The 24,591-nt window shown below is 66.5% G+C and carries 23 protein-coding genes; 11 read left to right on the top strand and 12 right to left on the bottom strand.

Annotation, left to right across the window (positions count from 1 at the left end; translation table 11 throughout):
• The first annotated feature begins 1 nt into the window (after position 1).
• The gene (locus ACOAPY_RS07495) at positions 2-3,112 is read left to right on the top strand and encodes a transglycosylase domain-containing protein (protein WP_465155939.1); all 3,111 of its coding nucleotides are present in this window, start codon (positions 2-4) and stop codon (positions 3,110-3,112) included.
• Positions 3,113-3,185: 73 nt separating this feature from the next.
• Here ACOAPY_RS07495 and grxD read toward each other — a convergent pair whose 3' ends face one another.
• Together grxD and ACOAPY_RS07485 are read right to left on the bottom strand one after the other, a co-directional pair.
• A complete protein-coding gene (grxD, locus tag ACOAPY_RS07490; RefSeq protein WP_021702757.1) occupies positions 3,186-3,515 on the bottom strand; it encodes a Grx4 family monothiol glutaredoxin in 330 nt (109 codons plus the stop codon).
• 121 nt (positions 3,516-3,636) lie between these two features.
• Entirely contained in the window at positions 3,637-5,742 is a 2,106-nt protein-coding gene (locus tag ACOAPY_RS07485) for a molybdopterin oxidoreductase family protein (RefSeq protein WP_465155938.1), read from the bottom strand.
• A 606-nt stretch (positions 5,743-6,348) separates the two neighbouring features.
• Between ACOAPY_RS07485 and argF the strand changes: the two genes are divergently transcribed.
• Positions 6,349-7,269, top strand: coding sequence for an ornithine carbamoyltransferase (gene argF, locus ACOAPY_RS07480; protein ID WP_465155937.1), 921 nt, complete (start codon positions 6,349-6,351; stop codon positions 7,267-7,269).
• Positions 7,266-8,369, top strand: coding sequence for an ABC transporter ATP-binding protein (locus tag ACOAPY_RS07475; RefSeq protein ID WP_465155935.1), 1,104 nt, complete (start codon positions 7,266-7,268; stop codon positions 8,367-8,369). The genes argF and ACOAPY_RS07475 overlap by 4 nt, the downstream gene beginning before the upstream one ends.
• 24 nt (positions 8,370-8,393) lie before the next feature.
• On the opposite strand, the gene ACOAPY_RS07470 is transcribed toward ACOAPY_RS07475, so the two are convergent.
• Entirely contained in the window at positions 8,394-9,173 is a 780-nt protein-coding gene (locus tag ACOAPY_RS07470; RefSeq protein WP_465155934.1) for a PhzF family phenazine biosynthesis protein, read from the bottom strand.
• Positions 9,174-9,526: 353 nt separating this feature from the next.
• On the opposite strand from ACOAPY_RS07470, the gene ACOAPY_RS07465 reads away from it, so the two are divergent.
• Both ACOAPY_RS07465 and ACOAPY_RS07460 read left to right on the top strand, forming a co-directional pair.
• A complete protein-coding gene (locus ACOAPY_RS07465; RefSeq protein WP_465155932.1) occupies positions 9,527-10,771 on the top strand; it encodes an alginate export family protein in 1,245 nt (414 codons plus the stop codon).
• Positions 10,772-10,862: 91 nt separating this feature from the next.
• The gene (locus tag ACOAPY_RS07460) at positions 10,863-11,642 is read left to right on the top strand and encodes a type IV pili methyl-accepting chemotaxis transducer N-terminal domain-containing protein (RefSeq protein WP_465156738.1); all 780 of its coding nucleotides are present in this window, start codon (positions 10,863-10,865) and stop codon (positions 11,640-11,642) included.
• A gap of 3 nt (positions 11,643-11,645) precedes the next feature.
• On the opposite strand, the gene ACOAPY_RS07455 is transcribed toward ACOAPY_RS07460, so the two are convergent.
• The 3 genes from ACOAPY_RS07455 to ybaK form a co-directional block, all read right to left on the bottom strand.
• On the bottom strand, positions 11,646-12,425 hold the full coding sequence (locus ACOAPY_RS07455) for a substrate-binding periplasmic protein (RefSeq protein WP_465155931.1): 780 nt from the start codon (positions 12,423-12,425) through the stop codon (positions 11,646-11,648).
• A gap of 41 nt (positions 12,426-12,466) precedes the next feature.
• Positions 12,467-13,954 carry a glycerol kinase GlpK gene (gene glpK, locus ACOAPY_RS07450; protein WP_142136967.1) on the bottom strand — a complete coding sequence of 496 codons (1,488 nt, stop codon included), beginning with the start codon at positions 13,952-13,954 and terminating at the stop codon, positions 12,467-12,469.
• Positions 13,955-14,026: 72 nt separating this feature from the next.
• Positions 14,027-14,497, bottom strand: coding sequence for a Cys-tRNA(Pro) deacylase (gene ybaK, locus ACOAPY_RS07445; protein ID WP_021701899.1), 471 nt, complete (start codon positions 14,495-14,497; stop codon positions 14,027-14,029).
• 150 nt (positions 14,498-14,647) lie between these two features.
• Here ybaK and ACOAPY_RS07440 point away from each other — a divergent pair, with 150 nt between their 5' ends.
• Positions 14,648-15,406, top strand: coding sequence for a DeoR/GlpR family DNA-binding transcription regulator (locus tag ACOAPY_RS07440; RefSeq protein WP_465155930.1), 759 nt, complete (start codon positions 14,648-14,650; stop codon positions 15,404-15,406).
• A gap of 137 nt (positions 15,407-15,543) precedes the next feature.
• Entirely contained in the window at positions 15,544-17,064 is a 1,521-nt protein-coding gene (gene glpD, locus ACOAPY_RS07435) for a glycerol-3-phosphate dehydrogenase (protein ID WP_465155928.1), read from the top strand.
• A 7-nt stretch (positions 17,065-17,071) separates the two neighbouring features.
• On the opposite strand, the gene ACOAPY_RS07430 is transcribed toward glpD, so the two are convergent.
• The 4 genes from ACOAPY_RS07430 to ACOAPY_RS07415 form a co-directional block, all read right to left on the bottom strand.
• A complete protein-coding gene (locus tag ACOAPY_RS07430) occupies positions 17,072-18,094 on the bottom strand; it encodes an alpha/beta fold hydrolase (protein ID WP_465155927.1) in 1,023 nt (340 codons plus the stop codon).
• Between the two features lie 121 nt (positions 18,095-18,215).
• Positions 18,216-18,446 (bottom strand): anti-sigma factor family protein, encoded by a 231-nt coding sequence (locus ACOAPY_RS07425; RefSeq protein WP_076426224.1) that lies wholly within the window; start codon positions 18,444-18,446, stop codon positions 18,216-18,218.
• Positions 18,440-19,048 (bottom strand): RNA polymerase sigma factor, encoded by a 609-nt coding sequence (locus ACOAPY_RS07420; RefSeq protein WP_465155926.1) that lies wholly within the window; start codon positions 19,046-19,048, stop codon positions 18,440-18,442. The genes ACOAPY_RS07425 and ACOAPY_RS07420 overlap by 7 nt, the downstream gene beginning before the upstream one ends.
• Positions 19,049-19,058: 10 nt before the next feature.
• Complete coding sequence (locus tag ACOAPY_RS07415; protein ID WP_076584439.1) at positions 19,059-20,183, bottom strand: beta-ketoacyl-ACP synthase III; 1,125 nt, start codon at positions 20,181-20,183, stop codon at positions 19,059-19,061.
• Between the two features lie 361 nt (positions 20,184-20,544).
• Between ACOAPY_RS07415 and ACOAPY_RS07410 the strand changes: the two genes are divergently transcribed.
• The 4 genes from ACOAPY_RS07410 (at position 20,545) to ACOAPY_RS07395 (ending at position 23,808) form a co-directional block, all read left to right on the top strand.
• On the top strand, positions 20,545-21,180 hold the full coding sequence (locus ACOAPY_RS07410; RefSeq protein WP_465155924.1) for a LysE family translocator: 636 nt from the start codon (positions 20,545-20,547) through the stop codon (positions 21,178-21,180).
• 7 nt (positions 21,181-21,187) lie between these two features.
• Complete coding sequence (locus ACOAPY_RS07405) at positions 21,188-21,799, top strand: LysE family translocator (RefSeq protein ID WP_465155923.1); 612 nt, start codon at positions 21,188-21,190, stop codon at positions 21,797-21,799.
• Positions 21,800-21,994: 195 nt separating this feature from the next.
• The gene (locus ACOAPY_RS07400; protein ID WP_465155922.1) at positions 21,995-22,720 is read left to right on the top strand and encodes a substrate-binding periplasmic protein; all 726 of its coding nucleotides are present in this window, start codon (positions 21,995-21,997) and stop codon (positions 22,718-22,720) included.
• A 44-nt stretch (positions 22,721-22,764) separates the two neighbouring features.
• Complete coding sequence (locus ACOAPY_RS07395) at positions 22,765-23,808, top strand: hypothetical protein (RefSeq protein ID WP_237044249.1); 1,044 nt, start codon at positions 22,765-22,767, stop codon at positions 23,806-23,808.
• Here the strand turns inward: ACOAPY_RS07395 and ACOAPY_RS07390 are convergent, their stop codons facing one another.
• Positions 23,809-24,105 (bottom strand): hypothetical protein, encoded by a 297-nt coding sequence (locus ACOAPY_RS07390; protein ID WP_465155920.1) that lies wholly within the window; start codon positions 24,103-24,105, stop codon positions 23,809-23,811.
• Between the two features lie 27 nt (positions 24,106-24,132).
• Positions 24,133-24,570 carry a 3-isopropylmalate dehydratase gene (locus ACOAPY_RS07385; RefSeq protein WP_237044247.1) on the bottom strand — a complete coding sequence of 146 codons (438 nt, stop codon included), beginning with the start codon at positions 24,568-24,570 and terminating at the stop codon, positions 24,133-24,135.
• Between the last annotated feature and the right edge of the window lie 21 nt (positions 24,571-24,591).

The following is a 24,591-nucleotide window of genomic DNA, read 5'->3' as shown; positions in this document are numbered from 1 at the left end:
CATGGGCGTTCCATGGCACGCTGAAGCACACCAGACTGCGCTCCCTGTGAGCGATCCGGAGCCGGCTTTATCGCCGGAAAAGCCGCCCCGGCGCTGGCGTCGCCTGTTCTGGCCGCTGCTGATACTCGGGCTGATCGCCCTCGGCATCGCCGCCTACCGGGAAATGACCAGCGCGCGCCTGCAGGCCCGCGAGTTCAGTCGCTACGCCGCCACCCTGAGCTACCGGGTGGAGCCCGGCCCCAGCAACGCCATCCTGTTTCCCAGCGACGGCCCCTTCGACAAGCGCCTGGGTTACGCCCACCTGCCGCTGTTGCTGGAACGTCTGCGCGAGCGGCATTTCCTGATCACCGCCCAGGCGCGCCAGTCCCCTGCCCTGCTCACCTACGGCACCCATGGTTTCTTCCCGCCCTTCGCCGAGAAGCCGCAGGCCGGCCTGAGCATCGCCGACTGCCGTGGCGAGCCGCTCTATCTGTTCCGCTACCCGCAGCAGCTCTACCCGCAGTTCACCGACATTCCGCCACTGGTCGTGAACAGCCTGCTGTTCATCGAGAACCGCCGCCTGCTCGATGAGAGCCAGCCGCTGGCCAACCCGGCGGTGGACTGGCCGCGCTTCGCCAAGGCGGCGCTGTCGCAGGTGGGCAGGAGTTTCGAGTTGCAGGAACAGTCGGCCGGCGGCAGCACCCTGGCCACCCAGCTGGAGAAATACCGTCACTCGCCGGACGGCCTGACCCTGTCGGCCATGGAGAAGCTGCGGCAGATGGTCTCCGCCAGCGTGCGCGCCTACCAGCAGGGACAGCAAACCCTGGCGGCGCGGCAACGCATCGTGCGTGACTACCTCAACAGCGTGCCGCTCTCCGCCGCGCCGGGGCATGGCGAAGTACACGGCCTGGCCGATGGCCTGCGGGTGTGGTTCGGCGCCGACTTCGCGCGGGTCAACGCCCTGCTCGACCCCAGCCGCACGCCGCTGGCCAACCGCGCCGAGCGCGGCCTGGCGCTGCGCCAGGTGCTGGCGCTGATGATCGCCCAGCGCCGCCCTTCCTATTACCTGGCTCAGGGGCGCAGGGAGCTGGAGGCGCTGACCGACAGCCATATCCGCGTGCTGGCCGGCGGCGGGGTGATCGACTGGGCCCTGCGCGACGCGGCGCTGGCGCAGCGCCTGAAGTTTCGTGACCTGCAGCAGCATCCGGCGATCCAGCCCGTGCAGGGCAACAAGGGCATCAGCGTGGCCCGTTCGCGTCTGTCCAGCCTGCTCAACCTGCCGCTGTACGACCTCGACCGCCTTGACCTGGCCGCCACCAGCACCCTCAACAGTGAGTTGCAGCAGCAGATCAGTGCCTACCTGCGCCAGCTGGCGAACCCCGAGTTCGCCGGCCAGGTCGGGCTGTATGGCGAGCGCCTGCTGTCTCCTGAGAAGACCGCCGAGGTGCGCTACAGCTTCACCCTGTTCGAGCGCAGCCCCGACGGCGCGCGGGTACGGGTGCAAACCGACAGCACCGACCAGCCGTTCGACCTCAACGAGGGCAGCAAGCTGGAGCTGGGCTCAACGGCCAAGCTGCGGGTGCTGACCACCTACCTGGAGGTGATTGCCGAGCTGCACGGTCGCTACGCCGGGCAGAGCCCCGAGGCGCTGGGCCAGGTCGAGGTAGCGGCGCAGGACCACCTGAGCCGCTGGGTGCTCGACCAGCTGATCGCCAGCCCCGCACAGGACCTGCGCACCACCCTGGAGGCGGCGCTGGAGCGCCAGTACTCGGCCAGCCCCTATGAGACCTTCTTCACCGGCGGCGGCGCCCATACCTTCAGCAACTTCAAGCGCGAGGACAACGCGCGCATCCCCACCCTGCGCGTGGCCCTGCAGGAGTCGATCAACCTGCCCTTCATCCGCCTGCTGCGCGACCTGGTGCGCTACAGCACCTACCACGGCGCCAGCAACAGCGCGGCGCTGCTGCAGGACGACCGTCATCCACTGCGCGAGGGCTACCTCAAGCGCTTCGCCGACCGCGAGGGCACCACCTTCCTCCTGCGTTTCTGGCGCAAGTACCAGGGGCAGAGTGCCCAGCAGCGCCTGAACACCTTCCTCGAAGGCCTGCGCCCCACCGCCACACGCCTGGCCGCCGTGCACCGCTACCTGATGCCGGAGGTGGACCAGGCGACCTTTGCCGCCTTCATCCGCGCCCACGCCAACGACAAGGCCGAGAAACTCACCGACAAGAAACTCCAGGCCCTCTACCTGGACTACGGCCCCGGCGCCTGGAGCCTGCCGGACCAGGGCTACATCGCCCGCGTGCACCCGCTGGAACTGTGGCTGCTGGGCTACCTGATCGAAAATCCGCAGGCGACCTTCAACGACGCCGTGGCGGCCAGCGCCGAGGAACGCCAGGAGGTCTACGGCTGGCTGTTCAAGACCCGCCACAAGAGCGCCCGCGACAGCCGTATCCGCACCCTGCTGGAGGTTGAGGCGTTCCTCGACATCCACCAGCGCTGGAAGCGCCTGGGCTACCCCTTCGAGCACCTGGTGCCGTCGCTGGCCACCGCCATTGGCAGCTCCGGCGACCGCCCGGCGGCGCTGGCCGAACTGATGGGCATCATCCAGAACGACGGCATCCGCCAGCCCAGCGTGCGTATCGACACACTGCACTTCGCGACCGCAACGCCTTATGAGACGCGGCTGACCCTGGACGGCCAGCGCGGCGAGAGGGTCATGCCCTCGGAGGTGGCGGCGGCCCTGCGCGGCGCGCTCTCGCAGGTGGTCGAGGCGGGCACCGCGCGGCGCCTGCACGGCAGCTTCCAGCTGGCCGACGGCACGCCGCTGGCGCTCGGCGGCAAGACCGGCACCGGCGACAACCGCATCGAAAGCACCACCCGCGGTGGCCACGTGCTGAGTTCACGGGCAATGAACCGCACCGCCACTTTCGTCTTCTACCTGGGGCCGCGTCACTTCGGCACCCTCACGGCCTTCGTCCCTGGCCAGGCAGCCGAGAAGTTCCGCTTCACCTCGGCGCTGCCGGTGCAGGTGCTCAAGGGCATGGCACCGATCCTGACCCCACACCTGACGCCAGCCAGCTTGACCGGATGCAGCCTGCTGCCCCCAGCCGCACGGGCACGCCTGCGCTAAGCGCAACAAGCGGGAATTGCAGGCACAAAAAAGCCGATGCACAGGCATCGGCTTTCGGAAGAAGCGCGCAGGCTTACTCGGCCTTGGCCTTCTCGGCGGCGTCCTTGATCAGGGTCTGCAGCTCACCCTTCTCGAACATCTCGGTCATGATGTCGCTACCGCCGACCAGCTCGCCGGCCACCCACAGCTGCGGGAAGGTCGGCCAGTTGGCGTACTTGGGCAGGTTGGCGCGGATTTCCGGGTTCTGCAGGATGTCCACGTAGGCGAACTTCTCGCCGCAGGCCATCACCACCTGCGCGGCGCGGGCGGAAAAGCCGCACTGCGGCGCGTTCGGCGAGCCTTTCATGTACAGCAGGATGGTGTTGTTGGCGATCTGCTCTTTGATGGTATCGATAATATCCACGACTCACCTCGTCTGAACTTTCCCGGACCTGTGCCGGGCGCGGTGGCGCGATTGTACACGAAAGACCCAGCGGCGGGCTCGGGCTTGAGCACACCTCCCTCAAGCCCGGGCAGCCGCCGTGTCACGCCGCCTCGACGCGCACCGGAACGCCATTGAGCGCCGCGTTGCCGGACACCGCGTCGAGCTGGCGCTCGTCGGTCAGGTCGTTGGCACTGGCGCCGGGCTGGGCGCTGGCAATCGCCATCTGCACCCCTGGCCGGGCATGGCCCCAGCCGTGCGGCAGGCTGACCACGCCGGGCATCATCTCGTCGCTGGCCAGGGCCTCCACCTCGATCACCCCGACCCGCGACTGCACGCGCACGCGCTGGCCGTCACTCAGGCCTCTGCCGGCCATATCGTCGGGGTGCATCAGCAGCTGGTGGCGCGGCTTGCCCTTCACCAGGCGCTGGTAGTTGTGCATCCAGGAGTTGTTGCTGCGCACGTGGCGCCGGCCGATCAGCAGCAGCTCGCCGGCCGCCGGTTGCGGCTCGGCGGCGAAGCGCGCGAGGTCCGCCACCAGCAGCGGCGGGGCCGCCTCGATGGCCTTCGACTCGGTCTTCAGCCGCGCCGCCAGGTTCGGCTTGAGCGGACCCAGGTCGATGCCGTGAGGCGCGTCGCGCAGCGCCGCCAGGCTCAGCTTGTGCTCGGACTTGTCGCCGTAGGGGCCGAAGCGCAGGCCCATGTCGATCATCTGCTGCGGCGGCATGGTCGGCTTCAGCTCGGTGCCGTTCTTCGCGGCGAAGGCCTGGGCCAGGCCGACGAAGATCTCCCAGTCGTCCAGCGCACCTTCAGGCTTGGCCAGCACCGGCTCGTTGAAGCGGGTGACGTTGCGCACGGCGAACATATTGAAGGTGGTGTCGTAGTGGTCGTGCTCCAGCGGCGCGGTGGGCGGCAGGATCAGGTCGGCGTGGCGGGTGGTCTCGTTGATGTAGAGGTCCACCGAGACCATGAAGTCCAGCCCGTCCAGGGCCTGCTCCAGCTGACGGCCGTTGGGGGTGGACAGCACCGGGTTGCCGGCCACCGTGATCAGCGCGCGGATCTGCCCCTCGCCGGGGGTGAGCATCTCCTCGGCCAGGGCCGCCACCGGCAGCTCGCCGCCGTATTCCGGCAGGCCGGAGACGCGGCTCTGCCAGACGTTGAAGTGGCCGCCCGAGGTGCTCGCCACCAGATCGAGGGCCGGGCTGGTGCACAGGGCGCCGCCGACGCGGTCAAGATTGCCGGTGACCAGGTTGATCAGCTGGATCAGCCAGTGGCACAGGCTGCCGTAGGCCTGGGTGGATACCCCCATGCGCCCGTAGCACACCGCCGAATCGGCCGCGGCGAAGTCGCGGGCCAGCTGGCGAAGGTCCTGCGCCGGCACGCCGCAGCGTGCGCTCATGGCCTCGGCGGTGAACGGCGCGATGGCCTCGCGCACCTGCTCCAGGCCGTTGACCGGCAGGTGGCTGGCGCGGGTCAGGTCCTCGTCGAACAGGGTATTGAGCAGGCCGAGCAGCAGCGCGGCGTCGTTGCCCGGGCGCACGAAGATATGCTGGTCGGCCATGGCCGCCGTCTCGCTGCGCCGCGGATCGACCACCACCAGCCTGCCACCACGCGCCTTGAGTGCCTTGAGGCGCTTCTCCACGTCCGGCACGGTCATGATGCTGCCGTTGGAGGCCAGCGGGTTGCCGCCGAGGATCAGCATGAACTGGGTGTGGTCGATGTCCGGAATCGGCAGCAGCAGGCCGTGGCCGTACATCAGGTAGCTGGTCAGATGGTGCGGCAGCTGGTCCACCGAGGTGGCGGAGAAGCGGTTGCGCGTCTTCAGCTGGCCGAGAAAGTAGTTGCTGTGGGTCATCAGCCCGTAGTTGTGCACGCTGGGGTTGCCCTGGTACACGGCCACGGCGTTCCGGCCGTGCTCGGCCTGGATCGCACTCAGGCGCTCGGCGACCAGCGCGAAGGCCTCGTCCCAGGCGATCGGCTGCCACTGCCCATCAACCTTGCGCAGCGGCTGGCGCACGCGGTCCGGGTCGTTCTGGATGTCCTGCAGGGCCACCGCTTTCGGGCAGATATGGCCACGGCTGAAGGTGTCCTGGGCATCGCCCTTGATCGACAGGATATGGCGGCCGTCGTCGCGGTCCTCGGTTTCGATGGTCAGGCCGCAGATGGCTTCACACAGGTGACAGGCACGGTGATGGAGGGTCTTGGTCATGGCCTAGCCTCATTGTTCTGTTCGAGACGACCGGTCGGGTCGTGAAAACAGGACTATGGCGGCTGCATGCGGGGTTGGCCAGCGGCCTTTACCGCGTGAATCGGCGGCTATCAGGGCCGCCGATGCAAGCATGGGGACGCAGCTGGATTCACTCCGGGAGGGCAGCCGGTCGGGTAGCTGGCGATATACAAAATAACTCTCAAATGATAATTTATCTCAATAAATGGCGATCGGACAGGCGCCATTCCCGAGATCGAAGGTCGCTGGGCAGGGAGGATCGCCAGCTGCCATTTCCCTGGAGTCACTGACATGTCAGCCCTCGCCGTAGGCATCGCACTCTGTCTGGGCGGCACGCTGGTCGCCATCCTCCTGGCCAATGCCGACAACAGTCCAACATGATGAAGTACTTGCCCTGAAACCCGCGTCGCCAGGCTTCCATCCCTGGCAACCAGGACAATCTGATGCCCGGTTGGCACGCTGCGACATTTCCTTATAAGATCGCGCCTCCCCCATTTGTCGCCCCCAAGCGGCTCCAGCCGCCGTGTGGGCTGCTTTTTCCCGGAAAAAACGGGCCGCGACAGCTGTCGAATTAAGGTAGTGAAGAAGATGAGCGCCAGGCACTTTCTCTCGTTGATGGATTACAGCCCCCAGGAACTGGGAGGGCTGATCCGTCGAGCCATCGAGCTGAAGGACCTGCGCAAGCGAAGCATCGCCCATGAGCCGCTGCAGGGCCGGGTGCTGGGGATGATCTTCGAGAAGGCCTCCACCCGCACCCGCCTGTCCTTCGAGGCCGGCATGATCCAGCTCGGCGGCCAGGCCATCTTCCTCTCCCCGCGCGATACCCAGCTGGGCCGCGGCGAGCCGATCGGCGATACCGCCATCGTCATGTCGAGCATGCTCGACGCGGTGATGATCCGTACCTTCGCCCACAGCAACCTCACCGAGTTCGCGGCGCACAGCACCGTGCCGGTGATCAACGGCCTGTCCGACGACCTGCACCCCTGCCAGCTGCTGGCCGACATGCAGACCTTCCAGGAGGCGCGCGGCAGCATTGCCGGCAAGACCGTGGCCTGGATCGGCGACGGCAACAACATGTGCAACAGCTACCTGGAAGCGGCCGTGCAGTTCGACTTCCAGCTGCGCATCGCCTGCCCCGAAGGCTACGAGCCGAAGGCCGAGTTCCTCGCCCTGGCCGGCGACCGTGCGCGCATCTTTCGCGACCCGCGCGAAGCGGTGGCCGGTGCCCATCTGGTCAGTACCGACGTGTGGACCTCGATGGGCCAGGAAGAGGAAAGCGCCAAGCGCCTCAAGCTGTTCGCGCCCTACCAGGTCAACCGCGCCCTGCTGGATGCAGCCGACCCGCAGGTGATCTTCCTGCACTGCCTGCCCGCCCACCGCGGCGAGGAAATCAGCAGCGATCTGCTGGACGACCCGCGCTCACTGGCCTGGCAGCAGGCGGAAAACCGCCTGCACGCGCAAAAGGCGCTGCTGGAGCTGCTGGTGGCACCGGGCCTGCAGCGCGCATGAGCCAGCTGCTGCTGTCCCTGCGCGGCCTGGCCTGCGGCTATCAGGGGCACCGCATCGTGCAGTCGCTCGAACTGCACCTGAACGCCGGCGACATCGGCTGCCTGCTCGGCCCCTCCGGCTGCGGCAAGACCACTACCCTGCGCGCCATCGCCGGTTTCGAGTCGGTACAGGAAGGTGAGATCGAGCTGGGTGGCGCGGTGATTTCTCGCCCCGGCTTCACCCTGGCACCGGAGAAGCGCCGCATCGGCATGGTGTTCCAGGACTACGCCCTGTTCCCCCACCTCTCGGTGGCGGACAACGTGGCCTTCGGCATTCGCAAGCATCCCGAATGCGCACGTATCACCGCCGAACTGCTGGAGCTGGTCAAGCTCGGCCCACTGGGAAAACGCTTTCCCCATGAGCTGTCCGGCGGCCAGCAGCAACGCGTGGCATTGGCCCGCGCGCTGGCCCCCGAACCGCAATTGCTGCTGCTCGACGAACCCTTCTCCAACCTCGACGGCGAGCTGCGCCGGCGTCTCAGCCACGAGGTCCGCGATATCCTCAAGGCCCGTGGCACCAGCGCCATCCTGGTCACCCACGACCAGGAAGAAGCGTTCGCCGTCAGCGACCAGGTCGGCGTGTTCAACCAGGGCCGCCTGGAGCAGTGGGACACCCCCTTCAACCTCTATCACGAGCCGGCCTCGCCCTTCGTCGCCAGCTTCGTCGGCCAGGGCTATTTCATCCGCGGCCAGCTGCTGAGCCCGGATACGGTGCAGACCGAACTGGGCGTCATCCATGGCAACCGCGCCTATACCATGGCGCCGGGCAGTTCGGTGGACGTGCTGCTGCGCCCGGACGACATCGTCCCCGACGCCGACAGCGCCCTGCAGGCGCAGATCGTCGGCAAGACCTTCCTCGGCGCCGCCACCCTGTACCGCCTGCAGCTGCCCACCGGCAGCCAGCTGGAAGCGATCTTCCCCAGCCATGCCGACCACCAGCCCGGTCAGCAGGTGGGGATACGCGTTGCCGCCGACCACCTGGTGGTATTCCCGGCCCCCGGCAGCGTGGCTGCACAGGTCAACCTGCCGGAGTCCGGCGTGCGCCGCTACAGCAGCAGCTGATCCCGCGCCCGCCGCTCGGGCAGATCAGATGAACAGTTTGCCGCTAGCCACCAGCACGGCCTGGCCGGCGATCTTCACCCGCTCGCCCTGCAGCCGGCAGTGCAACTCGCCGCCGCGCGCCGAACACTGGTAGGCGCTCAGCTCAGCCTTGCCGAGACGTTCTGCCCAGTAGGGCGCCAGGATGCAATGGGTCGAACCGGTGACCGGATCCTCATCGATGCCGATGCCCGGCGCGAAGTAGCGCGAGACGAAGTCATGCTCGCGCCCCGCCGCCGTGATGATCACCCCAAGGCCCGGCAGCTTCGCCAGCGCGGCCAGATCCGGCTGGCAGTCGCGCACCGCCTGTTCCGATTCGAGCACCGCCAGCAGCTCCTTGCCGACCTGGACGGCCTGCACCGGCTGACCGAGGATGACGGCAACCTCGGCGGCCATGTCGGCCGGCTGCAGCCCCATGGCCGGGAAATCCAGCACCAGGCGACCCGCCTCACGCCCCACCGACAAGTCACCGGACAGGCAGCTGAACTGCAGGCGCTCGGCGGTCTCGCCATACAGTTCGAATAGCGCGTGGGCGGTGGCCAGAGTGGCGTGACCGCACAGCGGCACCTCGCAGGACGGAGTAAACCAGCGGATGCGCCAACCCTCACCCTCGCGCACGGTGAAGGCCGTTTCAGCCTGGTTGTGCTCGGCGGCGATGCGCTGCATCAGCTCATCTTCCAGCCAGGCATCGAGCCGGTAGACCACGGCCGGGTTGCCACGAAACGGCCGATCGGTGAAGGCGTCGATCTGATGAAATTCGAGTTGCATGCCGAGCTCCCTGACAGTCGGTGGTGGCCCGCCAGCATGCCGCAGGGCGTAGCCGCCAGTCCGGTACAGTCGCGCCCGATTGCGCCACTACAGCTGCACTGTCCGGAGGCACTGCGAACAAGTGCGGTGCAAGCGATTAATCGCGAAAGGTTCTAGAAAGTCATTAAACCATCATAAATCAGTCACTTGGCAATCCTGGCACGCCGTCTGCTATGGCCGACCCCGGTCAGCACAACGGCGTGTCTGCCACTCAACCGACAACGACGTCACAGGAGCCCTTCCCGATTCGGGAGCGCGGCGCTGTGGCGTTTTTTTTTGCGTTTTTTGGCCAACAGGAAAGACCACCTATGTGCATGAAACCGACCCTGCTGTCGCTCGCCATCGCCTCCGCCGCCGCTGCTCAGGGCGCCTTCGCCGCCGAGGAACTGAGCAACCTGTTCACCCAGGGCAAGCCGATCCTCGACGCTCGCTACCGCTTCGAGAACGTCGACCAGAACAATGATCTGCGCGACGCCAACGCCCAGACCCTGCGCACCCGCGCCGGCTTCCAGAGCGGCAAGTGGTATGGCCTGTCCGGCCTGCTCGAGGTCGATAATGTCAGCCGCATCGGCGACGACGCCTACAACAGCACGCGCAACGGCCAGAAGGAATACGCGGTGGTCGCCGACCCTGACGGCACCGAGGTCAACCAGGCCCTGCTGCGCTACGACCACAAACTCGGCAGCGCCGTGCTCGGCCGCCAGCGCATCAACCTGGACAACCAGCGCTTCATCGGCAGCGTGGCCTGGCGCCAGAACGAGCAGACCTTCGACGGCGCCCTCACCCAGCTCAAGCCGCTCGATGGCCTGACCCTGAGCTACGCCTACCTTGACCAGGTCAACACCGTGTTCGGCCCGGACAACGGCCGCTACGACAATGTCACCAACCCGGCCAACATTGACGGCCACAGCCACCTGATCAATGCCCAGTACGTGCTCATGCCGGAGCTGACCGCCACCGCCTACAGCTACCTGCTGGACCTGGACAACATCGCCGTGGCCCTCACCGCCGCAGAGGGCACGCTGTCCAGCCAGACCAGCGGTCTGCGCCTGAACGGGGTTGTCGCCGGGGTCAGCTATGCCCTCGAATACGCCCAGCAGAAGGACTATGGAGACAACCCGCTGGAGCTGGACAGCGAGTACTACCTCGCCGAGCTGGGTTACACCATCAAGGGCGTGCAGCTGAAGGCCGGCTACGAAGTGCTCGGCGGCGACAACGGCAGCGGCAACCGCGCCTTCCAGACCCCGCTGGCAACCAAGCATGCCTTCCAGGGCTGGGCCGACCAGTTCCTCACCACCCCGGCCGACGGCATCGAGGACGCCTATGTCGGCGTCACCGCCCCGCTGCTGGGCGGCACCCTGCAGGCCTGGTACCACGACTTCTCCACCGAGCAGGGCAGTGACGATTATGGCAACGAAATCGACCTGTCCTACGCCCACCCGATTCCCGGGGTGAAGGGCCTGGTGGGTCTGGTCAAGTACGCCACCTACGACTCCGACGACAAGGCGCGCACCGTGGATACCGACAAGGTCTGGCTGCAGCTGCAGTACACCTACTGATCCCCAACGAACCGGCCGTACGGCGTGAGCCGTGCGGCCATCTCTCGTCTGCGGCACGTGGCACGACCACGTGCCTCTGGAGGTTTCCATGATGAGTCGTGTTGTTCTGCTGCTCGGCCTGGCCTGGACGCTGCTCTGCCCACCGGCGTGGGCGGCAATCGATGATGCCGAGGCGATGAACCTGTCCGGCATGCAGCGCATGCTCAGCCAGCGCATCGCCAAGAGTTACCTGATGATCGGCGCCGAAGTGCGCAGCGACCAGGCGCTGCAACAGCTGGACCAGAGCGTGGCGCGCTTCGAAAACAACTATCAGGCGCTGGCCGAGTACGCGCCCAGCGCGGGGATTCGCGCCGCCCTGGAGCAGGTCGGAGAGAGCTGGCAACGCTACCGTGAGCTGGCCCTGTCGCGCCCGACACGCGAGCAGGCGCCGCGGCTCCTGCAACTCAGCGACCAGCTGCTGGTGCAGAGCGAGGCGCTGGTGCAGCTGATCGAAGCCCACACCGGCGGCGCCGGGGCGCGCCTGGTCAACCGCAGCGGGCGCCAGCGCATGCTCAGCCAGCGTATCGCCAAGCTCTATCTGGCACTCAGCTGGCAACTGCCGGTCGAGGGCCTGGAGCAGCAACTGCAGCAGGCCACCAGCGAATTCGAAGCCGCCCAGCAGGAGTTGCTGGGGGCCGAGCAGAACACGCCGCAGATCGCCGCGGCACTGAAGAAAGTCGAGGCCCAGTGGCGCTTCGCCCGCGCCGGTTTTCAACTCTCCGCCGACGCACGTTATGTTCCCACGGTGATCACCACCACCACCGAGACCCTGCTTTGGCAGATGAACGAGCTGACCAGCGCCTATGCAGCGGTGATGCAGGAAAGATCCTGACGCCTAGCGCTCGCTGACGCCGTACCGGCCGAGCAGCGCCTGCAGGCGACCGTCAGCCCGGTAGCGCCGCAGCCCCTGCTCGAACAGATCGACATAGCGGCCGCTGTCCGCGCGCGCCGGCGAAAAGGCCAGGAAGATCGGCATATCCGGCTCGCGGCAGCCGGCCTCGCGCAGCTCGCCGCTACGACCGAGCTCGGCCAGCCGCGACTGGATCACCCAGCTGTTCTCCAGTACGGCATCCAGCCGGCCGTGCCTCAGTTTGGTCAGGTTGAGATCGAGGGCCTTGTTGCCGGCAGCCACCTGGACCCGGTCGCCCTGGGCGTGAGGCCCGGCGATGTAGCCGTTGATTGGCTCGCCATAGCTGTAATCGTTGATCACGCCGATGCGCACGGCCGGCAGCGACTCGACACCGACATAACGCCAACTCGAATCCTGCAGCGTGTAGAAGCAGTTCCGCGACAGCGCCACCGGCGTCTCGCCGAACAGAAAGTCGGGCGCATCGTCATAGCCGGCGCCGATCGCCGCGTTGATGTCGCCGCGGCGCACCTCCTGCAACACCCGCGCCCAGTTGCGCGTCTCATAGCGCACCTGGATACCGGCCTCGGCGAAGATGTCGCGCGCCAGCTCGACGAAGATGCCAGGCCTGGGCGAATCCGCCGCACAGTTGATCGGGCACCAGAGATCAGCGGCAATCACCAGCGTCTCGCCACGCGCCACGCCCGCCGCACTCAGCGACAGGCAGGCGAGCAGCGAAAGGATCGGCAGGCGATGACGCAGCTGCATGCGGCGACCTCAAGAGGGGCAATGATTTCCTTGTACCACCTTCACGCCTCGCTGCGCACCCGCTTCACCGCATCCAGCCAGCCGGCATACAGCTTGTCGCGGTGTTCGCCGGCCATGCGCGGGGCGAAGCGCTGCTGGCGGTGCCAGTGGCTGGCGATCTCCTCCAGGTCACGGTATAGCCCAGCCTGCAGGCCGGCCAGGTAAGCCACGCCAAGGGCCGTGGTCTCGGTCACCTCCGGGCGCTCCACCGGTACGCCAAGGATGTCGGCGAGGAACTGCATGACCCAGTTGTTCACCACCATGCCGCCATCCACGCGCAGGGCGCTGGGCTCGGCGGCGCCGTCGCGGTGCATGGCTTCCAGCAGGTCGCGGGTCTGGTAGCAGACCGACTGCAGGCCGGCGGTGACAATCTCCTTGATCCCGGTGTCGCGGGTCAGGCCGAAAATGGCACCGCGCGCCTTGGGGTCCCAATAGGGGGCGCCCAGGCCGGTGAAGGCCGGCACCAGGTAAACACCACAGGCATCGCCGGTCTGCTCGGCCAGGGCCTCGGTGTCGCGCGCATGACCGATCAGCTTGATGCCGTCGCGCAGCCACTGCACCGCCGCACCGGCGACGAAGATGCTGCCCTCCACCGCATAGCTGACCTGGCCATTCAGGCGATAGCCGACCGTGGTGAGCAGGCGGTTCTGCGACACCACCGGGGTGGCGCCGGTGTTCTGGATCATGAAGCAACCGGTGCCATAGGTGCTCTTGACCATGCCGGGCTGGAAGCAGGCCTGGCCGATCAGCGCGGCCTGCTGGTCGCCGGCCATGCCCAGCACCGGGATGGCGGCGCCAAGCAATTCGGGCTGGGTACTGCCGAAGTCGGCGGCGCAGTCGAGCACCTCCGGCAGCAGGCTGCGCGGGATGTCAAACAGCGCCAGCAGCTCCTCGTCCCACTGCTGGCTGTGGATGTTGAACAACAGGGTGCGCGAGGCGTTGCTGGCGTCGGTGCGATGTGACTTGCCGCCGCTCAGACGCCAGAGCAGGAAGCAGTCGACGGTGCCGAAGCGCAGTTCGCCGCGCTCGGCGCGCTCGCGGGCGCCGGGCACGCTGTCGAGAATCCAGCGCAGCTTGGTGGCGGAAAAGTAGGGGTCGATCAGCAGGCCGGTCTTCTCCGCCACCCGCGCTTCGTGACCGGCGGCTTTCAGCCCGGCACAGTAGTCGGCGGTGCGGCGGTCCTGCCAGACGATGGCCGGATGGATCGGCGTGCCGGTCGCGGCATCCCAGACAATGGTGGTCTCGCGCTGGTTGGTGATGCCGATGGCCAGCACCTCCTCGGCCCTGAGCCCCTTGCTGGCCAGCACCTCGCGACAGACCTGGAGGGTGCTCAGCCAGATCTCTTCGGCGTCGTGCTCGACCCAGCCATCCTTGGGGAAGTACTGCTTGAACTCGCGCTGGGCACTGGCCAGGGGCAGACCCTGGGCACTGAAGACAATGGCGCGGGAACTGGTGGTACCCTGGTCGATGGCCAGCAGGTAGTGGGACATGCGGGTTTCCTTGTTGTTATTCATACACACCCCTCTTCCACCCGAAGAGGGGCCAGAGGGTGAGGGAGCCGATCACTCCCGCCCGATAGCAGCGAAACTACCCTGGGTATGCTGCGCCAGCACCTCGGCCGCCAGCTCGACCTCCAGTCCGCGCCGCCCGGCGCTGACGTGGATGGTCGGGTGCTGCCGGGCACTCTCGTCGATGAAAGTGCGCAGGCGCTTCTTCTGCCCCAGCGGGCTGATGCCGCCCACCAGGTAGCCGGTGCTGCGTTGCGCCAGCTGCGGGTCGGCCATGTCGGCTTTCTTGGCCCCCGCGGCATGCGCGAGGGCCTTGAGGTCGAGGGTACCGGCCACCGGCACCACGGCCACCAGCAACTCGCCCTTCTCGGTCGCCGCGAGCAGCGTCTTGAACACCCGGGCCGGGTCCAGGCCCAGTTTCTCGGCCGCTTCCAGACCATAGGACGGCGCCTTGGGGTCGTGCTGGTAGCTATGTACCCGGTGTTCAGCCTTGGCTTTCTTCAACAGATCGATGGCGGGAGTCATGTTCGAATTCGAAAATTTCCGACGAAGGCGCGTACATTAACGGAAAAAACAGCGGGAAGCAGTTCCGCGCATCACAGCGGGGCCTACCCCCAGCGTCGCACAACCGCCACGCCTCGTTATAATCCGCCGGCCGATAAAAAAGGAAAGCCCATGAGCCTCCCTCCCCGCCAGCAAAGCATCCTCGAACGTGCCCGCGAGCGCGGCTATGTCAGCATCGACGAGCTGGCCCAGGCCTTTGCGGTGACCCCGCAGACCATCCGCCGCGACATCAACCAGCTGGCCGAGCAGGGCCTGCTGCGGCGCACCCACGGTGGCGCGGCGAGCGAGGCATCGAGCATCCAGAACACCGCCTACGCCATGCGCGCAGGGCAGATGCGCGACGAGAAGCAGCGCATTGCCGAGGCCATCGCGGCGAGCATCCCCGATCATGCCTCGCTGTTCATCAGCATCGGCACCACCACCGAGGCGGTGGCCCGCGCCCTGCTCGGCCACCGCCACCTCAAGGTGATCACCAACAACCTGCACGTGGCCGCCACCCTGGCCGACAAGGCTGATTTCGAAGTGCTGGTGGCCGGTGGCAGCGTGCGCAGCGACGGCGGCGTGGTGGGCCAGGCGGCGGCGGATTTCATTCAGCAGTTCAAGGTCGACTTCGCCGTCGTCGGCATCAGCGGTATCGACGAGGACGGCAGCCTGCTCGACTTCGACTACCAGGAGGTACGGGTCTCGCAGGCCATCATCGACAACGCCCGCCAGGTCCTGCTGGCCGCCGACTCCAGCAAGTTCGGGCGCAACGCGGTGGTGCGCCTGGGCTCGATCGCCCTGATCGACCACCTCTACACCGACGCCCCTCCCACCGCCAGCCTAAGCCGCCTGCTGCACGAGCAGAAGATTCAGCTGCACCTCGTCTGAGCCCGAGCAGGCCCGGACACCCGTCACCCTTCCGATACCCGGCGTGCTTTCGGACTAGCGAAAGCGCACACGCTTCGCTAGCATATTTTCATTATCGAACATTATTACGTTCACATTACAACTCCGAGTGCCTTGCCATGCCGACACCCCCTATCGCTGAAATCTACGATCTCGCCGTGATCGGTGGCGGCATCAATGGTGTCGGCATCGCCGCCGATGCGGCCGGGCGCGGGCTGTCGGTATTCCTGTGCGAACGCGACGACCTGGCCCAGCACACCTCCTCGGCCAGTAGCAAACTGATCCATGGCGGCCTGCGTTATCTCGAACACTACGAGTTCCGCCTGGTGCGCGAAGCGCTGGCCGAGCGCGAGGTATTGCTGGCCAAGGCGCCGCACATCGTCAAGCCGATGCGTTTCATCCTTCCGCACCGTCCCCACCTGCGTCCGGCCTGGATGATCCGCGCCGGGCTGTTCCTCTATGACCACCTGGGCAAGCGAGAGAAGCTGCCGGGCTCGCACGGCGTGCGTTTTGGCGCCGGCAGCCCGCTGCGGGCAGAGATGCTGCGCGGCTTCGAATACTCCGACTGCTGGGTGGACGATGCCCGCCTGGTGCTGCTCAACGCCATGGCCGCCCGCGAGCGCCATGCGCACATCCACACCCGCACCCGCTGCGTCAGCGCGCGGCGTAGCAAGGGCCTGTGGCACCTGCACCTGGAACGTGCCGATGGCAGCCTGTTTTCCACCCGCGCCCGCGCCTTGGCCAATGCCGCCGGGCCCTGGGTCGCGAAGTTCCTGCAGGACGACCTCAAGCAGAAGTCGCCCTACGGCATCCGCCTGATCCAGGGCAGCCATATCGTGGTGCCGCGCCTGCATGACCAGGAGCAGGCCTATATCCTGCAGAACGAGGACCAGCGCATCGTCTTCGTCATTCCCTGGCTGGAGCGCTTCAGCCTGATCGGCACCACCGACCGCGAATACCAGGGCGATCCGGCCAAGGTGCGCATCAGCGAAGAGGAAACCGCTTACCTGCTCAAGGTGGTCAATGCCCACTTCCGCAAGCAGCTGACGCCTGGCGACATCCTGCACAGCTACTCCGGCGTACGCCCGCTGTGTGACGACGAGTCCGACCAGCCCTCGGCGATCACCCGCGACTACACCCTGTCGCTGGCCGGTGCCCCGGGCGAGGCGCCGCTGCTGTCGGTGTTCGGCGGCAAGCTGACCACCTACCGCAAACTCGCCGAGTCGGCCATGGAGCTGCTGGCGCCGAACTTCCCGCACCTGTGCCCAGCCTGGACCGCCAAGGCGCCGCTGCCCGGCGGCGAAAACATGGACAGCCGCGAGAAGCTGGCCGAGCAGCTGATCGCCCGCTTCGGCTGGCTCGACCGCGAACTGGCAGAGCGCTGGGTGAGCACCTATGGCAGCCGCACCTGGCGCCTGCTGGATGGCGTGCAACGCCAGAGCGAACTCGGCGAGCACCTGGGCGCCGGCCTGTACACCCGCGAAGTGGAGTACCTGTGCCGCGAAGAATGGGCGATGCAGACCGAGGATATCCTCTGGCGCCGGACCAAGCTGGGCCTGTTCATGACGCCGGGCCAGCAGGCCCGTCTGCAGGACTACCTGCTGAGCCGCCAGGCCCTGCCGCGCGCCCAGGGACTCTGAGCGACGATCACAACGGCGAGCGCGTGGACGACTGCTCCGCGCTCTGCGCCAGCTGTACCTCTTCCATCCGGCGCTCGCGCAGGTAGGGCAGCACGGCGGCCAGCAGGGGCTCGCGGAAGGCCGCCTGGAAGCGATGGGCCAGGCCGGGAATCAGTTTCAGCTCGCTACCCCGGATATGCGCGGCCACATGGACGCCGTGCATCACCGGCAGCAGCGGGTCGGCGGTGCCATGCACCACCAGCGTCGGCACGCGCAGGCGCTCGAGCAGCGCCACCCGGCTCGGCTCGGCAAGAATCGCCAGGATCTGTCGCTCTACCCCCTGCGGATTGAAGGCACGGTCGTAGCTGCGCTCGGCCTCGCGCAGCAGCTGTGCGCGATCGCTAGGCAATTGCGGGCTGCCCAGCGCCGCCAGCAGATCGGCCTGCTGTGCGATGGCCGCGGCCCGATCCGGCGCCTCGCGCCGGGCCAGTTGCTCCAGCAGCTGCGGGCTGGGTGCCGGCAGACCGGGCGCACCGGAGCTGGTCATCAGCAGGGTCAGGCTCTCGACCCGCTGCGGCGCCAGGTCGGCCATGTGCTGGGCAATCATCCCGCCCATGCTTGCCCCCAGCAGATGGAAGCGCTGAATGCCGAGGGCATCCATCAGCCGCAACGAATCCCCGGCCATGTCCCGCAGCGTGTAGGGCGCCTGCACCGAAAAACCCAGGCGATAACGCAGCGCGGCAAAGCCCAGGCTGGCCTCCGGTGCCGGCCGCGCCCAGGTGGACAGGCCGACATCGCGGTTATCGAAACGGATGACCCGAAAACCCTGCCGACACAGGCGCTCGACCACGTCGTCAGGCCAGTGGATCAGTTGCCCACCCAGCCCCATGACCAGCAGCAAGGCCGGATCGCTGTCGCGACCGACACTCTGGTAGGCCAGGCGCACGTCACCGACATCGACCTGACCGGTCAGCACGGCGGTGTCGCAACGGTTGGCAGCAAAGGCAGGCAGGCCGCACGCGAGCGCGGCAAGAAAAAGTAGAACTCGCATGGCAACATCCGGAACGCAGAACCCCAGTAGAACGCGAGTCTGCGGATGATCATCGACGCGCGCTGCCACAGTTCGATGACAATTTGATGAAGCCCGCCGAACGGTAGTGACCCGCTCTGAATCAGGGTTCGCGGCGTTGCCGAGCGAGCTTTTCCGCCAGCGAGTCCAGTTCGGCAACGGGCTTTTCCGGCAGCTGGCGCAGCACGGCCTGGCTCAGCTTCAGCTGCCGGATGAAGCGCCGGCAATGTACGCACATCGCCAGGTGCACACGCACGCCGAGGCGCTCGCGCAGGCGCAACTGGCCGTCGAGATAATCGCTGGAGCGCTCCACCAGGTCCTTGCAACTCAGCATTGGCCGGTCTCCTCGAAATGCTCAAGCGTGGCGAACACCTTGAGCCGGGCACGGTGCAACAAAACACGCACATTGGAGAGCGAGAGATCGAGAAGATTACAGATCTCCTCGGGCTCCAGGCCCTGTCGCTCGCGCAGCAGCAGGACACTGGACTGCATTTCGGACAGGCTGGCGATGGTCTTGTCCAGGCACTCGCGCAGCTCGGCTTCCGCCAGCAGGGCCTCAGGCGTGTCCAGCTCCCACTGACTGGGTGGCGTCTGCCAATGGCCATCCTCGGCGAAGCGCTCGGTGCCTACGCTGCCATGCGGCGCCGGCAGGTCATCGAGCAGCGGCTCGCGGCGCTGCTGCTTGAGACGGCTCTTGGCGGTGTTGGCGGTAATGGTCAGCAGCCAGGTCTTCAGGCTGGCGCGCTGCTGGAAGCCGTCCAGATTGCGCACCACCGCCAGCCAGGCATCCTGCACCACCTCGTCGGCGTTGCGACTGCCGGCGATGGCATAGGCCACCGCGCGCATCGCGCCCTGGTAAGTCGAGACCAGTTCACGGAAGGCCCGCTGCTCACCGGCCAACAAGCGGGCGAGCAGTTCGGCATCGGTCCCCGACATACCGGAGTGATCAGCCCTTCTTGCGCAGAATCACGCTACCGATGGAGTAACCGGCGCCGAAGGAGCTGAGCACCCCCAGACTACCGACCGGCAGATCGTCGTGATGCTTGTGGAAGGCGATCACCGAGCCGGCGGAGCTGGTGTTGGCATAGGTGTCGAGGATCACCGGCGCCTCGTGGGCTTCGGCGTCACGACCGAGCAGCTTGCGCGCAATCAGCAGGTTCATGTTGAGGTTGGCCTGGTGCAGCCAGAAACGCTTCACGTCGCCGACGTTGAGCTGGTTCTCCGCCAGGTGGGCGCCGATCAGCTCGGCCACCATCGGGCAGACGTCCTTGAACACCTTGCGGCCTTCCTGGACGAACAGCTTGTCCTTGGCACCAATGCCCTCTTCCGCCGCGCGGTTGAGGAAGCCGAAGTTGTTGCGGATGTTGTTGGAGAACTGAGTCAGCAGCTTGGTGCCGAGGATGTCCCACTGATGCTTCGAGGTGGCCTGGTCGGCACGCTCGATGATCACCGCGGTGGCGGCGTCACCGAAGATGAAATGGCTGTCGCGGTCGCGGAAGTTCAGGTGGCCGGTGCAGATTTCCGGGTTGACCATCAGCACGGCGCGGGCCTGGCCGGTAGCAATGGCATTGGTGGCGGCCTGGATGCCGAAGGTGGCGGAGGAACAGGCCACATTCATGTCATAGCCCCAGCCGTTGATGCCGAGGGCGGCCTGCACTTCGATGGCGACCGCCGGGTAGGCGCGCTGCAGGTTGGAGCAGGCGACGATCACGCCATCGATGTCGGCCACGCTGCGGCCGGCGCGCTCGAGGGCTTCCCTGGCGGCGCCCACGGCCATTTCGCAGAGAATGCCCCACTCTTCATTGGAACGTTCGGGGATGCGCGGCACCATGCGCTGCGGGTCGAGGATGCCGTCCTTGTCGATGACGAAGCGGCTCTTGATGCCGGAAGCCTTTTCGATGAAGGCGCTGCTCGATTCACTCAGCGCCTCGACTTCACCGCGCTCGATGGCGGCGGCATTGTCGGCATTGAACTGCTGAACATAGGCATTGAAGGAAGCCACCAGCTCGTCGTTGGAGATGCTGTTGGCAGGGGTATACAGGCCAGTGCCACTGATTACGGCTTTGTGCACGGGACATTCCTCTTCTTCTGTGGCCGCCCGGAGCGGCTGGCTTGTCGGCGGCACCACGGCAACGGCCGATGGCGCGAATTCGGTTGCAGCGATGGCCCGAACCAGGCAGTGGCACGTAGCGCTGCAAAACGCGGAGTGTGCCATAGCCGGGCCCTGCGGCGCTGCCGCGGCGAAGCGGCACCGACTGGCGGCACGCCGCTCGATGAAAGAGAGATGCACGATCGAGCTGGAAAGACACAGTGGATATAAGGTGATTGTCGGCAAAAACGTCGCTATCGAGTCACTCTCGACCGGCTCTAGTGTTTTGACCGCTGTCTCAGGAAAGGCGCAGAATCGCTTTTCGCTACCCAAGGAGCCCGCCATGCTCGGCACTCATGACCTCGCCTTGTTCGTCGTCTCCGGCCTGCTCCTGAACATGGCGCCCGGCCCCGACTCATTGCTGATCATGGCGCGCAGCGCCACCCAGGGCTGGCGTGCCGGCTCGGCGGCGGCACTGGGTATCGGCGCCGGCACCTGCGTGCACATCCTCGCTGCCGCGCTGGGCATGTCCGCCCTGCTCGCCACCTCCGCCACGGCCTTCATGGTGGTCAAGCTGATCGGCGCCGCCTATCTGCTGTACATCGGCATCAGCATGCTGCTGGCCCGCCGCCAGGAGCCTCAGGCACCTGCCGCCGAGCTGCCGGCGCTGCCCTATGGCCGCATCTTCGCCCAGGGCTTCCTGACCAATGTGCTCAACCCCAAGGTCGCGCTGTTCTTTCTCGCCTTCGTGCCGCAATTCATCAGCCCGGACGCCGAGCACAAGGCGCTGGCCTTCCTCCTCCTGGGCGCCATCTTCAACATAAACGGCATGCTCTGGTGCCATTTCCTGGCCCTGAGTACCGCCTTTGCCCAACAACGTCTGCGCATCGGCCAGCGCCTCGGCCTGTGGCTGCAGCGCGGTACCGGCGGGCTATTCGCCCTGCTGGGGGTAAAGCTGGCGCTGGCCGACAGGGGCTGAACCACACATGGCCCTGCATACCTGGCTGATCTACCTCACCGCCGTCTTCGGCCTGTCGCTGACGCCAGGCCCCAACGGCCTGCTGGCCCTCACCCACGGCGCGCTCTACGGCCACCGCCGCGCCCTCTGGACGATCAGCGGCGGCATGCTCGGCTTCGTCCTGTTGATGGCGCTGTCGATGTTCGGCCTGGCCGCGCTGCTCAAAGCCTCCGCGCATGCCCTGCTGGTACTCAAGTGGCTGGGCGCCGCCTACCTGATCTGGCTCGGCATCCAGCTGTGGCGAGCGCCGGCGCTGCACCTCACGCCACTGCAGTCGACCGCGCCGCGCCCTGGCGTACAGCTATTCCGTCAGGGCCTGCTGTCGGCGCTGTCCAACCCCAAGGTGATCCTGTTCTTCGGCGCCTTCCTGCCACAGTTCCTCGACCCGACGCGCAGCCTGTGGCTGCAGTTCGCCGTGATGGCGGGCACCTTCGCCATCGTCGAAGGCATCGTCGAATACCTGCTGGCGCGCACCGCCCAGCGCACCCGCCCCTGGCTGGAGCGGGCCGGGAGCGGTTTCAACCGCTGCTGCGGCGGCCTGTTCGCCGTCATGGGGCTGGCCCTGCCGCTGAGCCGGTGAGCCTAAAGCCAAAGGCGAGCGCCCCGGTTTTGCCCGTGCACGACACCTCGACCGAGGCGCACAGACCAGAACTCGCAGCAGGGCCGGCAGGACGCCCGCGGCGAAACCTGCGAGCAACGGCCGTCAAGGGGGGGCGCAGCCGGCCAGTTTGCCGTTAAGCTGTCCCACTGACAGACACCTCAGGCCCGACACTTGATGCGCATTCTGCTCGCCCTGTTGCTGCTGTACCCCGCTGCGGCTCTTGCCGAGGAGCGACCGATTCGCTTCTCGGTAACGGAGAGCTGGGCCATGCCCATGATGCGCTACGACGACAATGGCCAGGCTGCCGGCGGCATTATCTTCGACTTGCAGAAACGCCTGGCGCAGAAGGTCGGCCGTCGCGCCGAAATGCTGGTGCTCCCGCGCCTGCGCGTTCAACAGATGCTGGTGCGCGGTGAAATAGACGTGCGCTGCTACGTCAGCCCTGACTGGCTGACGGAGTCGCATCATCAATACATCTGGAGCGTGCCCTTCATGGTGCAGCGCGACCTACTGGTCGGCCGCCCCGGCGAAACCGCTCGACCAGGGCAACGCGGCGGGGAACGTGTCGGAACCGTACTGGGGTTCTCCTATCCCCAGCTGGAAGCGATGTTCGCCAGCGGCCAACTCCGCCGCGACGATGCTCGGACCCAGGAACTGGCCTTGGAGAAGCTGGAAGCCGGGCGCTACCGCTTCGCGGTCAGCAATCAACTGACATTGGACTGGTTCAACCGCCATCAACCAGCCGGGCGGCGCTTGCAACCGATCAGTGAAGTCTCCGCAGACCCGGTTGCCTGCATGGTGCGCAATGAGCCGGATGTGCCCACCATGGCACTGCTGCGCGCCATGGTGCGCATGAAGCAGGACGGCGAGTTCGACGCCATCCTCGAGCGTTACCGCTGACTGGTCAGGACCAGCGGCAGCCCCTAGCCTAAGAGCATTGCCGAATGGAATCGCGCTCGATGAAAATCACTTTACTGCCCCTTGCCTGCCTGCTCGCCACTCCCGCAATGGCTATTGCGAGCGACGCCTCGCCCATTTGCAGCCAGGTGCTCGGCTGGCTTAACGAGGGTGGCCTCCCCAGTCGCCTGCAACCCTTGAACGAACAGCCCAGCGATGCCGAGCGTGAACATTGGCGACGGCTTAATCCCGAACGAGCCGCGCTTTATGAACTGCGCGGCAGTCTGCGCGTCTCGCTGCATGGCCATGCAATACAGCTTGGCGAGGTGATGGGAGGTGGCAGTTGCGTCGATGAGCAGATCGAAGTGATCGGCCGGCACAACCCGGAAAGCTATCCGGAAAGCGACGACGACGAACTGCGCTGGTCTACCTGGGGCACGCGCGACTACCTGCTGAAGCTAGGCGGCGAGCTGCTGATAATCAGCGGACGACTGGATGCCGAGCACAGCCAGGCCACGCTGGTCTCGCGCCTGGGGGAAGACGGTGCCAAAAAGCCTCTTTGCCTGCTCGAACGGCTGCCCCACACCCAGAGCGAAGCCCCCCGAGGAACTCGACCGGAACTCTGCCAGGTGGTGCGTGACGGCATGGCCGAGGCGTTGCCTTGGGGCGAGCCACAGCTGCTTGCTGACCCACAGCAGCAAAGCCAGCTGCTCTACCTAGAATCGAATCCTCATCCCATCCTGGCCCTGGATCTCGATGGCGATGGCAACGAGGAACTGCTCGCTCGCTATGACTTCGATTCGGGGGCCGGTTGCGGCAGTAGTAGCCAGCATCTGTTGCTAGTGGACAAAGAAAATCAGGTCCTACCTCGCGACGGGCTAAACGCAGAGCTGCTGGAGCGCAGCTGGGGGCCATTGAGTGACTCGGACAAACGGAATGTGAGCATTTTCCGGATCGAACGGCGTGCCTACCTGCTGGCACGCCTGAACTGGCGTGGCGAAACCCTCAGCCTGCGAGCCTTGAACCAGCCGGGGACGGAGCTGTGTCATTGGCGGGAGCGGCCGCAATACAGCCTGAAGCGCGAATATTGACTAGCCGCCAAGCATCTGCAGGCACTGCTGAGACACCTGCTGCAGACGCCGGATCAGCGGCTCGGGGAGTTCGGCGCGCTCCAGCGCGGCCACCTCGCGAGCGCTGAAATCCCGGTCGATACGGGCCACCGTGCAGGCGCAGTAGCGTGTGGCGCGCTCCTGCCCCAGTGGCTCCCCGGCGCTTTCCACGCAACCGTTGAGAAAGCTGTCGCGAACTCCCGGCGGCCATTCGGCTGCCAGCGCCGACGGGCCGCCGAGCAGCAACACGATCACGGCGATACACGGGAGAGACCGCATGCGGGTGTCCTCGCAGGGCTGGCGCGATCAGGGCCGCGGCGGGTTGGCGTCCGGCCGCAGATCAAAGCCGCCCCGATTCTCGCTGACGATATGGAAGTACTGGGTACTCCCCGGCGCCACCTTGACCGCCAGCTCCTTGTGCAGACGGCCCATGCCGCAGAGGGTGTCATCCAGAGGGTCGATTGTCAGCCCCAGCACGCGGGTACCGGCCGGCACCTCGAAGCTGGCCACCTCGGCCATGCCGATGCGTGCCGCCAGTTTGCGGTCAACCTCGATGGCCACGTAGCAACCGCCACCCATCAGGCCCATGTCACGGTTGATCACCAGGCGTCCGCCGTTCTGGAACGCCTCCTGATAAGCCAGCAGGCGATCACCTGGCACCGGCGTGATGTTCTCGGCGTCGGGGCGGAACGACGAACAGCCGGCCAGCAGAACCAGAGGTAGAACGGCGAGAATACGGCGCATGGATGCCCTCCTTGGGCGAGC

This window comes from Pseudomonas stagnisoli (assembly GCF_048595745.1).
GTDB classification, from domain to species: domain Bacteria; phylum Pseudomonadota; class Gammaproteobacteria; order Pseudomonadales; family Pseudomonadaceae; genus Aquipseudomonas; species Aquipseudomonas alcaligenes_A.
This window is presented reverse-complemented; position numbering and strand designations above follow the sequence as displayed.

What these genes read in the sequence shown, in the direction of transcription:
- ACOAPY_RS07385 (WP_237044247.1), bottom strand. Translation starts at nt 24,570, where the DNA reads ATGCGCCGTATTCTCGCCGTTCTACCTCTGGTTCTGCTGGCCGGCTGT.
- ACOAPY_RS07395 (WP_237044249.1), top strand. Translation starts at nt 22,765, where the DNA reads ATGGAATCGCGCTCGATGAAAATCACTTTACTGCCCCTTGCCTGCCTG.
- ACOAPY_RS07410 (WP_465155924.1), top strand. Translation starts at nt 20,545, where the DNA reads ATGCTCGGCACTCATGACCTCGCCTTGTTCGTCGTCTCCGGCCTGCTC.
- ACOAPY_RS07420 (WP_465155926.1), bottom strand. Translation starts at nt 19,048, where the DNA reads ATGTCGGGGACCGATGCCGAACTGCTCGCCCGCTTGTTGGCCGGTGAG.
- glpK (WP_142136967.1), bottom strand. Translation starts at nt 13,954, where the DNA reads ATGTCCCACTACCTGCTGGCCATCGACCAGGGTACCACCAGTTCCCGC.
- ACOAPY_RS07495 (WP_465155939.1), top strand. Translation starts at nt 2, where the DNA reads ATGGGCGTTCCATGGCACGCTGAAGCACACCAGACTGCGCTCCCTGTG.
- ybaK (WP_021701899.1), bottom strand. Translation starts at nt 14,497, where the DNA reads ATGACTCCCGCCATCGATCTGTTGAAGAAAGCCAAGGCTGAACACCGG.
- glpD (WP_465155928.1), top strand. Translation starts at nt 15,544, where the DNA reads ATGCCGACACCCCCTATCGCTGAAATCTACGATCTCGCCGTGATCGGT.
- ACOAPY_RS07400 (WP_465155922.1), top strand. Translation starts at nt 21,995, where the DNA reads ATGCGCATTCTGCTCGCCCTGTTGCTGCTGTACCCCGCTGCGGCTCTT.
- ACOAPY_RS07455 (WP_465155931.1), bottom strand. Translation starts at nt 12,425, where the DNA reads ATGCAGCTGCGTCATCGCCTGCCGATCCTTTCGCTGCTCGCCTGCCTG.
- ACOAPY_RS07440 (WP_465155930.1), top strand. Translation starts at nt 14,648, where the DNA reads ATGAGCCTCCCTCCCCGCCAGCAAAGCATCCTCGAACGTGCCCGCGAG.
- argF (WP_465155937.1), top strand. Translation starts at nt 6,349, where the DNA reads ATGAGCGCCAGGCACTTTCTCTCGTTGATGGATTACAGCCCCCAGGAA.
- ACOAPY_RS07405 (WP_465155923.1), top strand. Translation starts at nt 21,188, where the DNA reads ATGGCCCTGCATACCTGGCTGATCTACCTCACCGCCGTCTTCGGCCTG.
- ACOAPY_RS07475 (WP_465155935.1), top strand. Translation starts at nt 7,266, where the DNA reads ATGAGCCAGCTGCTGCTGTCCCTGCGCGGCCTGGCCTGCGGCTATCAG.
- ACOAPY_RS07465 (WP_465155932.1), top strand. Translation starts at nt 9,527, where the DNA reads ATGAAACCGACCCTGCTGTCGCTCGCCATCGCCTCCGCCGCCGCTGCT.
- ACOAPY_RS07470 (WP_465155934.1), bottom strand. Translation starts at nt 9,173, where the DNA reads ATGCAACTCGAATTTCATCAGATCGACGCCTTCACCGATCGGCCGTTT.
- ACOAPY_RS07390 (WP_465155920.1), bottom strand. Translation starts at nt 24,105, where the DNA reads ATGCGGTCTCTCCCGTGTATCGCCGTGATCGTGTTGCTGCTCGGCGGC.
- ACOAPY_RS07430 (WP_465155927.1), bottom strand. Translation starts at nt 18,094, where the DNA reads ATGCGAGTTCTACTTTTTCTTGCCGCGCTCGCGTGCGGCCTGCCTGCC.
- ACOAPY_RS07485 (WP_465155938.1), bottom strand. Translation starts at nt 5,742, where the DNA reads ATGACCAAGACCCTCCATCACCGTGCCTGTCACCTGTGTGAAGCCATC.
- ACOAPY_RS07425 (WP_076426224.1), bottom strand. Translation starts at nt 18,446, where the DNA reads ATGCTGAGTTGCAAGGACCTGGTGGAGCGCTCCAGCGATTATCTCGAC.
- ACOAPY_RS07460 (WP_465156738.1), top strand. Translation starts at nt 10,863, where the DNA reads ATGAGTCGTGTTGTTCTGCTGCTCGGCCTGGCCTGGACGCTGCTCTGC.